This is a genomic window from Ruegeria sp. AF7, assembly GCF_056541885.1.
On the sequence record NZ_JBQFYX010000016.1, the window covers coordinates 1 to 13,986 of the forward strand.

Annotated in this window: 13 protein-coding genes; 8 read left to right on the forward strand and 5 right to left on the reverse strand. The window is 56.3% G+C overall.

From position 1 onward, the window contains the following. Nucleotides 1-33: 33 nt before the first annotated feature. Nucleotides 34-654 (reverse strand): glutathione S-transferase family protein, encoded by a 621-nt coding sequence (locus tag ACR0AP_RS17385; RefSeq protein ID WP_480482879.1) that lies wholly within the window; start codon nt 652-654, stop codon nt 34-36. A 171-nt stretch (nt 655-825) separates the two neighbouring features. On the opposite strand from ACR0AP_RS17385, the gene ACR0AP_RS17390 reads away from it, so the two are divergent. Beyond that, complete coding sequence (locus ACR0AP_RS17390) at nt 826-1,713, forward strand: LysR family transcriptional regulator (RefSeq protein ID WP_480482877.1); 888 nt, start codon at nt 826-828, stop codon at nt 1,711-1,713. A 129-nt stretch (nt 1,714-1,842) separates the two neighbouring features. Here ACR0AP_RS17390 and ACR0AP_RS17395 read toward each other — a convergent pair whose 3' ends face one another. From ACR0AP_RS17395 to ACR0AP_RS17410, 4 genes are read right to left on the reverse strand one after another with little or no spacing between them, the layout of a single operon-like run. Beyond that, nucleotides 1,843-2,616 carry an ABC transporter permease gene (locus ACR0AP_RS17395; protein WP_209599067.1) on the reverse strand — a complete coding sequence of 258 codons (774 nt, stop codon included), beginning with the start codon at nt 2,614-2,616 and terminating at the stop codon, nt 1,843-1,845. Beyond that, complete coding sequence (locus ACR0AP_RS17400) at nt 2,613-3,365, reverse strand: ABC transporter permease (protein WP_209599066.1); 753 nt, start codon at nt 3,363-3,365, stop codon at nt 2,613-2,615. Before ACR0AP_RS17400 ends, ACR0AP_RS17395 begins: the two co-directional genes overlap by 4 nt. A gap of 8 nt (nt 3,366-3,373) precedes the next feature. After that, the gene (locus tag ACR0AP_RS17405; RefSeq protein ID WP_480508212.1) at nt 3,374-4,147 is read right to left on the reverse strand and encodes a transporter substrate-binding domain-containing protein; all 774 of its coding nucleotides are present in this window, start codon (nt 4,145-4,147) and stop codon (nt 3,374-3,376) included. A gap of 29 nt (nt 4,148-4,176) precedes the next feature. Continuing rightward, nucleotides 4,177-4,953, reverse strand: a complete 777-nt coding sequence (locus tag ACR0AP_RS17410; RefSeq protein ID WP_480508214.1) for an ABC transporter ATP-binding protein — start codon at nt 4,951-4,953, stop codon at nt 4,177-4,179. Between the two features lie 167 nt (nt 4,954-5,120). On the opposite strand from ACR0AP_RS17410, the gene ACR0AP_RS17415 reads away from it, so the two are divergent. The 7 genes from ACR0AP_RS17415 (at nt 5,121) to ACR0AP_RS17445 (ending at nt 13,967) form a co-directional block, all read left to right on the forward strand. Beyond that, nucleotides 5,121-5,687, forward strand: coding sequence for a TetR/AcrR family transcriptional regulator (locus ACR0AP_RS17415; RefSeq protein WP_480508216.1), 567 nt, complete (start codon nt 5,121-5,123; stop codon nt 5,685-5,687). Nucleotides 5,688-5,695: 8 nt separating this feature from the next. Beyond that, a complete protein-coding gene (locus ACR0AP_RS17420) occupies nt 5,696-6,883 on the forward strand; it encodes a pyridoxal phosphate-dependent aminotransferase (RefSeq protein WP_480508218.1) in 1,188 nt (395 codons plus the stop codon). Then, a complete protein-coding gene (locus ACR0AP_RS17425) occupies nt 6,880-8,478 on the forward strand; it encodes a 5-guanidino-2-oxopentanoate decarboxylase (protein ID WP_480508220.1) in 1,599 nt (532 codons plus the stop codon). Before ACR0AP_RS17420 ends, ACR0AP_RS17425 begins: the two co-directional genes overlap by 4 nt. Nucleotides 8,479-8,493: 15 nt before the next feature. After that, the gene (locus ACR0AP_RS17430) at nt 8,494-9,276 is read left to right on the forward strand and encodes a dimethylarginine dimethylaminohydrolase family protein (RefSeq protein ID WP_480508222.1); all 783 of its coding nucleotides are present in this window, start codon (nt 8,494-8,496) and stop codon (nt 9,274-9,276) included. A 405-nt stretch (nt 9,277-9,681) separates the two neighbouring features. Continuing rightward, on the forward strand, nt 9,682-10,701 hold the full coding sequence (locus ACR0AP_RS17435) for a putative 2-aminoethylphosphonate ABC transporter substrate-binding protein (protein WP_480508224.1): 1,020 nt from the start codon (nt 9,682-9,684) through the stop codon (nt 10,699-10,701). 132 nt (nt 10,702-10,833) lie between these two features. Then, a complete protein-coding gene (locus tag ACR0AP_RS17440) occupies nt 10,834-11,949 on the forward strand; it encodes a putative 2-aminoethylphosphonate ABC transporter ATP-binding protein (RefSeq protein ID WP_480508226.1) in 1,116 nt (371 codons plus the stop codon). Beyond that, nucleotides 11,946-13,967 carry a putative 2-aminoethylphosphonate ABC transporter permease subunit gene (locus tag ACR0AP_RS17445; protein WP_480508228.1) on the forward strand — a complete coding sequence of 674 codons (2,022 nt, stop codon included), beginning with the start codon at nt 11,946-11,948 and terminating at the stop codon, nt 13,965-13,967. Before ACR0AP_RS17440 ends, ACR0AP_RS17445 begins: the two co-directional genes overlap by 4 nt. Nucleotides 13,968-13,986 lie beyond the last annotated feature (19 nt).

The following is a 13,986-nucleotide window of genomic DNA, read 5'->3' on the forward strand; positions in this document are numbered from 1 at the left end:
CGCCCGGCCTTCAGGGCCGGGCGCGCGCTGGTGTCAGGCAGCGAGGCCAACCTTGGTGCTTTGCATGGCCACAAAGCCGGGCAACGCCTCAACCCGGGCCAGCAGGGCACGGATATTGGGATAATCATCCAGTGAAACGTTTCCCTCAGGCGCATGGGCCGTATAGCTGTAGATCGCGACATCAGCGATGGATGGGCTGGTTCCGACCAGCCAGTCGCGTCCGCTCAAATGCGCCTCAAGCCGGTCAAAGGCGGATTTGGCGATGGCCTTGGCACGTTCTGCATCCAGTTGAGCGCCAAAAACGGTGATCAATCGTGCTGCCGCAGGGCCGTGGGCGATGTCGCCGGCGGCCAGCGACAAGAACTTCTGAACTTCCGCCTCGCGCACCGGATCAGTCGGCAGCCAATCAGGCGCGTATTTCCGCGCAAGGTACACGAGGATAGAGTTGGAGTCGGCGATCGCGATTTCACCGTCCTCAATCACCGGCACCTGTCCGGCAGGGTTCAGGGAAAGAAACGGCTCTTTCTTGTGTTCGCCAGACAGCAGGTCGACATCGATCAGCTCGTGATTGATGCCGCCAAGCTTGGCGAATAGTTCCACCCGGTGTGAATGCCCGGACAAGGGATGACGGTGGATACGGATGGCGTTTGGCATGTCTGTTTCCTTTCGGAGGAGTTTCTTGGGAGCGAGCTGGCAATGCTCGTCAGCGGTCACTGGCTAGAACATGGCAAAACCTTTTTTAGTTATAATCCTGCGTTTTATTCAGTAACTATGAACAAATTGGGTATAATTGACCAAACACCAACCTGACGAAGGAGCGCTGCGTTGGATACAATTGACACGATGCGGGCATTTATGGCGGTTGCTCATGAGGGCTCGTTCACTGCCGCGGGGCGGCGGCTGGGCCTGTCTACCAAACTGGTCAGCAAGTATGTTGCCCAGTTGGAGGCCAAGCTATCGGCGCAACTGTTCAACCGGACAACCAGAAGCGTTTCGCTGACAGACGTCGGCATCGCGTACCTTGAACGCTGCCGCCCGATCGTGGAACAAATCGACGAGCTGGAAGACCTTGTTCAGGAGCGGCAATCGGCACTGGCCGGGCCAATCCGAATAACCGCACCAACCGGGTTCGGCAGCATCAACCTGACTCAGGCTTTGGCTTCGTTTCTGCGGGCACATCCGAAGGTCGATATCGACCTTAAACTGTCGGACTCGCGCGTGGCGCTTGTTGAAGAGGGGTTCGATCTTGCCATACGGATCGGGGTGTTGCGGGATTCGACCCTGATTGCGCGGAAGCTGTCCGATATGCCGCTGATCGTCTGCGCGTCGCCTGATTATCTGGCGGAAAGGGGGCGTCCGGGTGATCCGATGGCACTGGCCACACATAACTGCCTGATTGACGAAAATCCAGCCGACGCAACAGCATGGAGGTTTCGAGCCGGGACAAGGGATATTGTGGTCAAGGTGGCGGGAATGTTTCATGCCAATGCCCCGGCGGCGATTGCCAACATGGCGATTGCCGGGCTGGGTATTGCGCGTTGCCCGCACTATGTGATTGCCCGCAGTCTGGAAGAGGGTACCCTGGAGCGCCTGTTTCAGGACTATGAAACGGAAAATTTCGGCCTTTATGCGCTCTATCCACCCAATCGTCACCTGACGGCCCGGGTGCGCGCGTTGATTGATTTTCTGGCGCAGCATTTTCGTTCAGGCTGAGGCTTCGCACCTGAACCAGGAGGTAAAACCCAGTTACAAAATTCGCGCTGCGCTCTCAGCAGGTTGCGTTGTTTGTGTCTGCACTTATTCTGAATGCAGCAAGTTTCGGTTCACTGTTTTTGAGGCTGGTTACCGCGCGGGCACCTGCAACTCTATGTGCCGGAACAGCAGAGAAATGAGGCCCGCGATGATCAGGTAAATTAGCGCCAACAGCAAAAGCGGCTCGTATACCACGAACGTATCCGCTCGAACTCTGGAAGACACGGCGTAAATTTCAACCACGGTAATGGTCGCGACCAGCGGGGTTGCCTTTAGCTGCAGGATGGTCTCGCCACCGAGCGTCGGCAATACACTGCGAATAGCTTGAGGAAGCCAGATCCTGCGAAACATCGTAAAGCGCGGCATGCCAAAGGACTGCGCCGCTTCAAGCTGGCCTTTTTTTACACTGGCGAATGCGCCGCGCATGATCTCGCCCTCATAGCCTGCGTAAGATAGGGTAAGAGCCAAAACTGCATAGGGCCAGGCCTGCCTTAGATAGGGCCACAGTTCGCTGCCGCGTATCCACGGGACTTGAGGGAAGAGTGATCCAAGCCCGTAGTACAAAAGCCAAATTTGTAAGAGGATCGGCGTGCCTCGAATGATGGTGCAAAACACGCGCGCCGGGACCGACAGATACCAGGGCCCAATCGCCTGCGCGAGGCCAAGCGGGATCGCCAGTAGAAACCCGAGCGCTGTGGTGACGACAAGCAGCCAGATGGTTCTCCACAAACCTTCCAGTGCCAGCGGTGCATAGGTCGGAATCCAATCCCATCGTAACGAGAGAGCGCACCAGATTACGAACGCCGCAAACAGGGCCATCAGCACGATCCGGTGCGGTTGCATGAGTGCCCGCCAGTTCATCATCGGCTTGCTCCCTTCAACGAAGGTTGCCCGCGGCGGGCCCATTTCTCGATCCGGCCAAACACGACGCCGGAACACAGGGTGACGATCAAATAAAGCGCACCGGCAGCAAGGAAGAACGTGAAATATGCGCGCGTGCTTGCAGCAGCCTGGCGTGTTTCCAGCGTTAGTTCGCTGAAACCAACGATGGCAAGCAAAGCAGTGTCTTTGGTGGCGATCAGCCAAAGATTGGCCAGCCCCGGTGTGGCAAAGGACATCATCGCGGGGATCGTGACACGCCGCATAAGCATGAATGGCGGCATACCAAAGGATCGCGCCGCCTCAATCTGCCCTGAGGGTACCGCCTGGATAGCCCCACGCAACACTTCGGTCGCATAAGCCCCCTGCACAATGCCCAATACCCAGATACCAGCTACAACGCCGCTGATTTCAACCCGGCCATAACCCATTGCCTGTGCGGCCTGATTGATCAGGTCGGTCCCTACATAGTAGAGGATCAGGATAAGCACCAGTTCAGGTACGGCGCGCATCACGGTTGTGTATATGGCGAGAAGGTCGCGGGTGACCGGTCCGCCATATAGTTTCCCATAGGCCCCGAAAAGCCCGATGATCAGTCCGAAACCGAACGCGCCAAGTGCGATCTGCAACGAGTGAACGAGGCCACGCAGGAGATTACCGCCCCAACCCGGAGGGGTTAGGGACAGCAGCTCCAAGCTTTGGGCAAGCCCCAGGCTTTCGAGGAGCGCTTCCACGACGAAGCTTATTCGCTGTAGATGCTGGTCGTGAAATAGCGCGAGGTAATTTCCTCATGCGTACCGTCGGCAAGAATTGCCGCGATTCCCGCATTCAGTTTTTCACGCAGCGCGTCGTCACCCTTGCGAACACCAGCGCCGACGCCACGGCCCAGAATTGCCACGTCGTTCGCAACCGGGCCCTTGATTTCGCAGCAGGCACCGGTGTCGGTTGCGACAAAGTCAGCCATGGCAATGCTGTCCGCTTGAATTGCGTCGATCCGACCGGCGAACAAGTCCTGATTGGCCTCGTCCTGGGTTTGGTATACTCGGATTTCTACGGCATCTTTGAAGTGTTCGTTCGCATAGGCCTGGTGGATGGTTGATGCCTGCACGCCGATGATCTTGCCAGCCAGAGATTCCGGCGTTGGTTCGATGTCCATCGACTTGTCGGCGACGATCACTGCCGGTGTGTTGTAGTAGGGATCGCTGAAATCGATGGTTTTCAGGCGCTCTTCGGTGATCGACATCGACGCCATCAGAGCGTCGATTTGCTGACCGGTCAGCGACGGGATGATGCCGTCCCAGGCAACCGGTGTGATCACGCAGTCAAGCTCGGCCGCGGAACAAACCGCGTCAATCACCTCGATTTCCCAGCCGACCCAGGTGCCCGAGGAATCGAGTGAGGCAAATGGGGGGTAGGGTTCGGCGGCAATCCCGATTTTTACTTCTTCTGCACTGGCCGTTCCGGCGCTGAGCATTGTCGCAGCCACACCTGCTGCAATTAGGTTTCTTTTTATCATTTTAGTCTCCCTGTCATGATTTTGTTTACTCAGCCGACTGATTTCAGGAATTGCTTCAGCCGAGCGGATTTAGGATTATCAAAAAGCTCGTCAGGTGGCCCCTGTTCCTCGATTTTTCCTTCGAAAAGATACACAACGTGGGTCGCAACCTCACGCGCAAACTTCATCTCATGGGTCACTATCAGCATGGTCCGGCCCTCGGCGGCGAGATCCCGAATGACGGTCAATACCTCGCCGACCAGTTCGGGATCCAGCGCGCTGGTGGGTTCGTCAAACAACATCACACTGGGATCGACCGCCAGCGCGCGCGCAATCGCTGCACGTTGCTGCTGACCACCTGAAAGGAACGAAGGGAAGGTGTCGGCCTTGTCGCCCAAACCCACGCGCTCCAGCAGTTGATGCGCCCGTTTGATTGCCTGGTCACGCGGCACTTTCAAAACGTGAACGGGCACTTCGATGACGTTTTCCAACAAGGTGCGATGAGTCCAGAGGTTGAAGGCCTGGAATACCATCGCCAGCCGCGTGCGGATACGCTCAAGCTGACGCCGGTCTTTGGGCAACCCGTCAGGGCGCATCGCGATCGTTTCACCGTTTACAACGATCTCGCCAGAGCTAGGCGTTTCAAGGAAGTTGATGCAACGAAGGAACGTGGATTTTCCGGAACCGCTGCCTCCGATGATGGCGACGACATCACCCTGATGGGCAGTGAGCGAAACGCCCTTGAGAACCTCAAGCGAGCCAAAAGACTTGTGCAAGTCAATGACCCGAATGGCCTCATCCGGCTTGGTCTCGGGGTCAACGTTCATTTGTTGTTTCCATCCCTATCCACCATTTTTTCCTTGCAGCTTTAGCGATTCCCCACAATTATGCAACTGTATAATTGTAATATCTGGAAAGAATAATGCCGGATCACGTAACAAAATTTAGGCGCGAACCAGCAGAGCAGCGTAAAGAGTCGTTGATTGAGGCTACGTTGTCTTTGATTGCCGAGCAGGGTTTGCAAGGGGCAACCGTTCGGGCGATTGCTGATCGGGCGAATGTGACTCAGGGTCTGATCCGGCATCATTTTTCTTCGAAAGAAGACCTGATTACAGCAGCTTACGACTATCATATGCGGCGAATGACCGCCATGACTGCCGCGCAGAGTGCTGAACCAAATGACTCCGCCAGATCACGGCTGGCGACGTTTGTAGTGACCGGGTTGACCCATCCCGTGGTCGACCCGGACTGGGTTTGTCTGTGGGCGGGGTTTCTGAATAAAACGCGCAAAGATACCAAAATGCAGGAGATCCACGAGCAGACTTACCGTGATTTCCGTGATCGGCTAGAGGCGCATATTTCAGATGCTCTGCAAGAGGCGGGTATGCCCCCAAAAAGCAGCCACCTAAGACGAATGGCCATCGCTTGCAACGCGGTGATCGACGGACTGTGGATGGAAGGTGGCGCCCTGCCAAGCGCTTTCAAAGCGGGCGAATTGCCCGAGATTGGGCTCGACTCAGTCGGATCAATCATCGGTTTGGACTTAACGGTTATTGAGTAGGATTGAAGATGAAAGAAACAGCGATAACCGAACGCCTGTCCGGGTTGGGTGGCGCAAAGTGGGAAGTGCATCTCACAGCTCAGCGCCGTGTTGCAGAAGGGCAGGACATCATCGAATTGACGATCGGTGAGCCTGACGTTCCAGCACCTACCAGACTTGTGGACGCGGCTGTGAACGCCCTGCATCAGGGTCGAACGACCTACTCGAGTGGACGCGGTGAAGCCGGGCTGCGTGCAGCATTGGCAGAGCGCTACTCCGATAGGTCCGGCCGGGCGATTTCCGATTTGCAAGTGTTGTGTTTCCCAGGGACCCAAACTGCGCTTTATGCCGTACTAATGGGTGTTGCGGAAACCGGTTGTGAAGTGCTGGTAGGTGATCCGATGTATGCGACCTATCAAGGTGTAATCCGCGCCAGTGGGGCAGACGTCGTGCCTGTTCCTCTGCGACCGGAGAATGGCTTTCGGATTGCTGCCGATGACATCGCCGCTCGCATCACCCCGAAAACCTCTGCCATATTGCTCACAACGCCACACAACCCGACGGGTTCGATCCTAACTAAGGCAGATCTGAATGCTATCGGGCAGCTGGCCATCGATCATGATCTCTGGATCATTTCAGATGAAGTCTATGAAGAGTTGATTTTCGACGGAAACGAATTTGTTTCGCCCCTGTCCCTTCCAGAGTTGTCTGATCGGGTCATTGTGGTGTCATCCATATCAAAATCGCATGCCGCCCCTGGATTCCGCAGCGGATGGTGTATCGGCCCCGAGACATTTGCAGAACGCCTTTTGCCTCTGTCTGAGACCATGCTTTTCGGCAATCAACCCTTCATCGCGGACATGACCGAAATGGCCATTCGCGAGGGATCGGATGTCGCGGCCGGGATGGCGCAACGCTTTGCCAATCGCGCGCGCATCTTGCAGGACAGGTTGTCGACTGAAACGCGGCTGCGTGTTCATCGTCCTCAGGCCGGCATGTTCGCGATGATCGACGTTTCGGCGACCGGACTGAACGGCAACGATTACGCATTTCACCTGCTGGAACATGGCAAAGTGGCTGTAATGCCGGGCACATCGTTTGGCGGCACAGTGGATGACTGGGTGCGTATCGCACTGACGGTGGATGACGCGGACTTTGCTGCGGCTTGTGACCGGATCATCAATCACGCGAACCAGTTGCAGTTGGAGAACGCATGACAAGCATTGGTGAGGCGTTGGTGTCCCAACTGGTTGCGCGCAACGTAGATACTGTCTTTGGTATTCCTGGCGTACATACGGTCGAACTGTATCGGGGGCTTGCATCCTCTGGTATCCGCCACGTCACCCCCCGGCACGAACAGGGCGCGGGGTTTATGGCGGACGGGTATGCCAGGGTGTCCGGCAAGCCCGGCGTTGCATTTGTTATCACTGGTCCAGGTTTGACAAATACACTTACTGCGATGGGGCAGGCCAGGGCAGATAGTGTTCCGATGCTTGTGGTCTCTGGGGTGAATACGCTGTCCAGCCTTGGTAAAGGTTTAGGACACTTACACGAGTTGCCGGATCAGAGGGCGATGGCGCGGACAGTCGCGTTGCGGTCCGAGCGCGTTGAGGGCTCGGATGATTTGCTTCCGGCCATGGATCGGGTCTTTCGACCGTTCCAATCGGGACGCCCGGGGCCGACGCATATCGAAATTCCCTTGGATATTGCTGGGGATCAGTATGTTGAAACAACGGTAGCGCCCGGATCTCTGACCGAAAAACCAGAAGACATGGCGCTAATTGACAAAGCTGTCAGCCGATTGGCCGCAGCCAAGGCTCCGGTGCTGTTGGTCGGTGGCGGTGCGCGTCGGGAAAGCGCGGCAATACGTTTGCTGGCGGAACGTTTGGATGCGCCGGTCGTGCAGACCGTAAATGCGCGCGGGCTGATGTATGGTCATCCACTCAGTGTGCCGGCAAGCCCAAGTCTTCAGGCTGTACGCGATTTGATTGAAGGATCAGACGCGATACTGGCGCTGGGAACTGAACTGGGGCAAACGGACTTTGACATGTACGCAACCGGAAACATCGTCAGTATGTCGTCCCTGATCCGGGTCGACCTCTGCCCCGACCAAATGCGTCGCCACGAAGCCGAAGTCGCAATTGTTGGCGATGCAGGCGTTGTAGCCGCTGCGATATTGGAAGCTTTGGGTCCTGCGACCGCATCCTTGAACGGCGCACGACGTGCCAAAGCGGCACGCCGCGGTGCTTTTGAGGAAATCGGTGCGGATATGCGCGCGCTTCACGACATTCTCGTTGCGATGCGTAGGGCCGTTCCAGACGCGATCATGGTAGGCGATTCCACTTATCCGATCTACGCGGGCAATCTCTACTATGACCATGATCGTCCTGGTGGTTGGTTCAATGCGTCGACCGGGTTTGGCGCACTTGGATACGGCATACCCGCAGCGATCGGAGCGTCGCTGGCAGCGCCGAATGCATCTGTGCTCTGTATCTCTGGCGATGGTGGGGCACAGTTCAGCCTGCCCGAGTTGATGACCGCAGTTGATGAAAACCTGCCGATTACTTTCGTTATATGGAACAATCACGGCTATCAGGAAATTGCGACCTCGATGCAAGCTGTCGGGGTGACCGTTCTTGGGTGCGAACCAACACCGCCTGACTTTGAAGGCGTGGCCCGCTCCTGCGGGATGCCGTTCTGGCGGATCGGGCCGGATGCAGCAGAGGTGGCGCAAGCTTTGACTGCTGCGCAGTGCCATGAAGGCCCACGACTTGTTGAAATCCGCGCACCTAATCAATCACACTCCTCATAAAAAGCGAGAACGGAAATGACTGACCCGACTTTTCAGTTTACGCGGGCGATTACGCGCCGCCCGGCTGCAACCATCACCATGGGTTTGCGTGCAGAAGATATCGGTACACCAGATTTGGACGGGATGCTGGCGGCACACGCACACTATGTAGCAACGCTGAAGAGCACCGGTGCCGAGGTGATTGAACTGTCACCGCTGGATACGTTCCCGGATGCAGTGTTTGTCGAGGATACAACCCTTTGTCTGCCGCAGGGCGCCGTTATGATGCGTCCAGGGGCACCCAGCCGCATGGGGGAAGTGGCCGAGATGGAACCAACTATTCGCTCGGTTTACGACGACGTGCACCGTATCAAAGGACCGGGCCATATCGAAGGTGGGGATATCCTGGTCACTGGCCGCGAAATCCTAGTTGGGCGTTCGGATCGCACTGACGCGGCTGGTGTTGCCGAACTGACCGACATCGTTTCGAAATGGGGCCACACCGTGCGTGAAGTGTTCACACCGCCGGGTGTACTGCATTTCAAAACGGATTGTTCTCTGTTGGATGGGGAAACCATCCTTTCAACCAAGCGTCTGGACGATTCAGGATGTTTCGAAGGGTACCGCGTTTTGCACGTAGCCGAAGGTGAGGAAGCAGCGGCGAACTCGATCCGGTTCAACGAGCTTGTGCTGGCCCCGGCTGGGTTCCCACGTACAGTAGAAATGTTGCGGAAAAACGGCTACGAGGTCGTAGAAATCAACAACACCGAATGTGCAAAACTGGATGGCGGAATGTCATGCCTATCTCTTAGATTCTGAAGGCTTTGCACGTTACTTTTTCCTATGGCGATCGCAATTGTTGGTCCTGACAAAAAAGTCAGGGCCATCGGTTCAGAATTGAGTCATCTGATTTATTCGGCAACTACATCAAGTAGGCGTAAATCGCGTTCAGCTCCGAACACTTGGGATATAGTGGTCTTCCGGGATGTTTGTGGCGGAACCAGTCTTGCCCATTCACGCTTCTGCTCACGCTCCCCCGCAAAACCTTGTCTGGTCTCTTTGAAATTCACAGTCAAATTGATCCATAGGGCTGGCTTATGGTTTTGAAGGTATAATCGATTTTTCTTGACACCTTATTCTGTCAAAATGCCAATGCTAAAATGTGAATGTAACGCCGCACAAGAATGGCGAACCTGTCGAACAATTCACCAACAGAGGAAAACAATGAAACACACCACATCATTTCTCGCAGCTTTGGCCGTCGGCGCACTGACCGCGACGGTAGCGGCATCGGAAACAGAATTGACAGTTTACACCGCCGTTGAGGCGGAGGATCTGGCACGATATGCCGAGACGTTCAATCAGAGTAACCCGGATATCAAGATCAACTGGGTTCGTGACTCGACCGGGATTATCACGGCGAAACTGCTGGCCGAGCGGGACAACCCTCAGGCGGATGTCATATGGGGTTTGGCAGCGACCTCTCTTCTGCTGTTGAAATCCGAAGGGATGCTGGAGCCTTATGCCCCGGTTGGCGTAGACAAGCTGGATGCGAAATTCGTCGATGGTGACAACCCGCCTGCCTGGGTTGGCATGGACGCCTGGGTTGCCTCGGTTTGCTACAACACGGTTGAGGCGGAAAAGGCCGGGCTGAAGCCGCCCACTTCGTGGAAGGACCTGACTGATCCGATGTACAAGGATCAGGTGATCATGCCGAACCCGAATTCCTCGGGCACGGGGTTCCTTGATGTGTCCAGCTGGCTTCAAATGTTTGGCGAAGAAGGTGGCTGGGAATACATGGATGCGCTGCACGAGAATATTGCGCGCTACACCCATTCCGGCTCGAAGCCTTGCAAACTGGCGGCGGCGGGCGAGATCCCGATTGGTATTTCTTTTGCGTTCCGTGGGGCGAAGTCCAAAGCTGATGGTGCACCGCTGGAGATCATTGTGCCTTCGGAAGGCGTCGGCTGGGACATGGAAGCAACCGCGATTGTGGCCGGTACCGCAAATCTGGAAGCCGCGCAGAAGCTGGTGGACTTCACCGTCACCAAAGAGGCCAACGAGATGTACAATACCGGCTATGCGGTCGTGGCGTATCCCGGCGTTGCAAAACCGGTTGAACACTTCCCAGAAGGTCTTCTGGATGCGATGATCAACAATGATTTCGAGTATGCCGCCAACAATCGCGCGGCAATCCTGAAGGAATGGCAGTCTCGCTATGACGGAAAGTCTGAAGCGAAATAATTCCATTGGCAGGAGGGGCTTTTGTGCCGCTCCTGCCCGCCACTCTCTTGTTCCCACCAACACAACCAACTCACCCGGCGCGCACCGGCCAGGATCGGTCGTGCCCGAGGTGCAGATGTGAGGACCTCTCCCGTGCTTCAGAAAACACCACCCGGTGAACTGTATCTCAGCATCCAGAATTTGTGGAAAGCGTTCGGCAGCTTTCTGGCACTCAAGGACATCTCTCTTGAAATCAAAGAAGGTGAATTCATTTGTTTCCTTGGCCCGTCCGGCTGCGGCAAGACCACCTTGTTGCGGGCGATTGCCGGGCTGGATCTGCAGACCAAGGGTACGGTTATGCAGGATGGCAAGGACGTCTCCAACCTGCCCCCGTCCGAGCGCGATTTCGGGATTGTGTTTCAGTCCTATGCGCTGTTCCCGAACCTGACGATCGAAAAGAACATCGCATTTGGCCTTGAAAACACGGGCCGCAGCAAGTCGGATATCGCAGTTCGGGTGAGCGAGCTGTTGAACCTTGTTGGTCTGCCGGATCAGGGCAGGAAATACCCGGCACAATTGTCCGGGGGCCAGCAGCAGAGGATTGCGCTGGCCCGCGCCATTGCAACCAATCCCGGTTTGCTGCTGCTGGACGAACCCCTGTCGGCGCTGGACGCCAAGGTGCGCGTTCACCTGCGGCATGAGATCAAGGAATTGCAGCGCAAACTGGGTGTGACCACCGTGATGGTGACGCACGATCAGGAAGAAGCGCTGGCCATGGCCGACCGCATCGTGGTGATGAACCACGGGGTGATTGAACAAGTTGGATCGCCCACGGAGATCTACCGCGAACCGGCCAACCTGTTCGTGGCCGACTTTATCGGTGAAATGAACCAGATCCGATCTCAGGTCACCAAAGGCGGGCGGTTGAGCGTCGGGGAAAAGACCTTTGCCTGCCTCAGCCACACGTTCAATGATGGCACTCCGGTCATCGCAGCCATTCGTCCCGAAGACATCATCCCTCATGAAGCTGGTTATCTTGACACGGGCGGCAATCGGAACTGCATCGAGGTCACGCTTGATGAAATGGAGTTTCTGGGCTCGTTCTGGCGCTGCCGCCTGAACAACGAGCGGTTCGGATCTTCTGAACTGATCGCGGATTTTTCGATCAACGCCGTGCGTCGTCTTGAGCTGGAAGAGGGGTGCAGCATGGTGATCGAGCTTCCCGAGAACCGCCTGATGGCGTTTGACCTTCCGGGGGCTGCGGCATGAGCACGATGTCGACCAATCACGACACATTGCCTGTCGGGCCGGATATCAGGCCCAGGCTCAGCCGCGATGACATCCTGATGCGCGGAAGCATGATGGTGATCGCGCTCTATCTGATCGTGACACTGGCGCTGCCGCTTTACACGATGCTTTCCAAGTCCTTCTCGACCTACCGGGTCGAGCTGTCCCAGTATGAGTTTCAGGTCAGTGATGAAGCGGGTGTGTTTGACGGAACGATCCTGACGGCTGACGAACTGAACAGGCAATTGGGGGTGTATTCCGACACCGATCTGACAACTGGCTCGGACGGGCGTTTGCCGGTGACCGGGTTCTTTCCGGATTTCAGCTTTCGCAGCCCGGTCATGTACCAGATGCGGAACACGACGGAGGTCGGGCGCTTTCTGGTCGGGTCGACTTTGAACGAAGGCACCGATTGGGTCGAGCTTGATTCCAACACGTTCCGCCGAGTGCAGATGCGACCGGTTCAAGCGCGGGGTCTGGGAAACTTCATCAACTACTTCTCAACCCCGGCCCTGTTCAACTCGATCAAGAATTCCCTTTGGATTTCGGTTGTCAGCACAATCGTTACGGTGACGCTGGCGTTCTGGTTTGCCTATGCGCTGAACCGAAGCTGCATGCGGTTCAAGGGGGCCTTTCGCCTGATTGCGATGGCGCCGATTCTGGTTCCCTCGCTGCTGCCGGGCATCGCGCTGGTCTACCTGTTCGGTAACCAGGGGATGATCAAGGAGTTGCTATTCGGCGCCAGTATCTATGGCCCCATAGGCATCGTGATCGGATCGGTCTTCTTTACCTTTCCACACGCGTTCCTGATCATATCGACCGCGCTCGCGATATCGGATGCGCGGTTGTACGAGGCCGCTGTCAGCTTGCGCTCAACCCCCTGGCGGACATTCTGGACCGTTACCATACCCGGCGCGCGCTATGGCCTGATTTCCGCAGCCTTTGTCGTGTTCAATCTGGTGATCACCGATTTTGGCCTGCCAAAGGTGATCGGCGGCCAGTTCAACGTGCTTGCCGTGGATATCTACAAACAGGTGATCGGCCAGCAGAACTTTGAGATGGGCGCCGTGGTCTCGGTGGTTCTGGTCATCCCCGCAATTCTGGCTTTTGCCATCGACCGGATGGTTCAGTCCAAGCAGGTGGCGCTGCTGTCTGCGCGCTCGGTTCCATATCAGGCAACACCAAACCCAAAGACTGATCGCATATTCCTGATCTACTGCAGTTTGATCGGCCTGTTCATTGTTGGTCTTCTGGCCGTGTGTCAGTTTGCGGCGTTGATCAAGTTCTGGCCCTACGATCTGAGCCTGAGCCTCAAGAATTACCAGTTCGACAAGATGGATGGCGGCGGCTGGGGATCGTATTTCAACTCGATCAAACTGGCTTTCCTGACGGCGGTGATCGGCACGACGGTTGTCTTCTTCGGGGCGTACCTGGTGGAAAAATCGAACGGCTTCAAAACCGGGCGGTCGATCTTTCAGATGTTCGCCATGCTGCCGATGGCCATCCCGGGCATGGTTCTGGGGCTGTCGTATATCTTCTTCTTCAACAACCCGTCCAATCCGTTCAATGCGATCTACGGCACCATGGCGATTCTGGTGATTTGCACGGTGACGCATTTCTATACCGTATCGCACCTGACGGCGGTCACCGCTCTCAAGCAGATGGATAAAGAGTTCGAGTCAGTGTCAGCCTCTCTCAAACAGCCAACAATGAAGCTGTTTGCCCGTGTCACGGTGCCGGTCTGCCTGCCTGCGGTGCTGGACATCTCAATCTATCTGTTCGTCAACGCGATGACGACTGTATCGGCGGTTGTGTTCCTCTACTCACCCAAAACCACACTCGCGTCCATCGCGGTGCTGAACATGGATGATGCCGGGGACATCGCACCCGCAGCTGCGATGGGCATGATGATCTTCTACACCAACGCAGCCGCCCGGATCGTCCACCTGATTGCGTCAAAAGGCATTCTGGCCCGCACACAGGCCTGGCGCAGCAGGTAAGCCCTACAAAACTCAAAGC

Bases quoted from the DNA above. Each gene is read 5' to 3' on its own strand.
- ACR0AP_RS17385 (WP_480482879.1), bottom strand. From the start codon at position 654: ATGCCAAACGCCATCCGTATCCACCGTCATCCCTTGTCCGGGCATTCA.
- ACR0AP_RS17395 (WP_209599067.1), bottom strand. From the start codon at position 2,616: ATGATGAACTGGCGGGCACTCATGCAACCGCACCGGATCGTGCTGATG.
- ACR0AP_RS17405 (WP_480508212.1), bottom strand. From the start codon at position 4,147: ATGATAAAAAGAAACCTAATTGCAGCAGGTGTGGCTGCGACAATGCTC.
- ACR0AP_RS17410 (WP_480508214.1), bottom strand. From the start codon at position 4,953: ATGAACGTTGACCCCGAGACCAAGCCGGATGAGGCCATTCGGGTCATT.
- ACR0AP_RS17420 (WP_480508218.1), top strand. From the start codon at position 5,696: ATGAAAGAAACAGCGATAACCGAACGCCTGTCCGGGTTGGGTGGCGCA.
- ACR0AP_RS17425 (WP_480508220.1), top strand. From the start codon at position 6,880: ATGACAAGCATTGGTGAGGCGTTGGTGTCCCAACTGGTTGCGCGCAAC.
- ACR0AP_RS17430 (WP_480508222.1), top strand. From the start codon at position 8,494: ATGACTGACCCGACTTTTCAGTTTACGCGGGCGATTACGCGCCGCCCG.
- ACR0AP_RS17435 (WP_480508224.1), top strand. From the start codon at position 9,682: ATGAAACACACCACATCATTTCTCGCAGCTTTGGCCGTCGGCGCACTG.
- ACR0AP_RS17445 (WP_480508228.1), top strand. From the start codon at position 11,946: ATGAGCACGATGTCGACCAATCACGACACATTGCCTGTCGGGCCGGAT.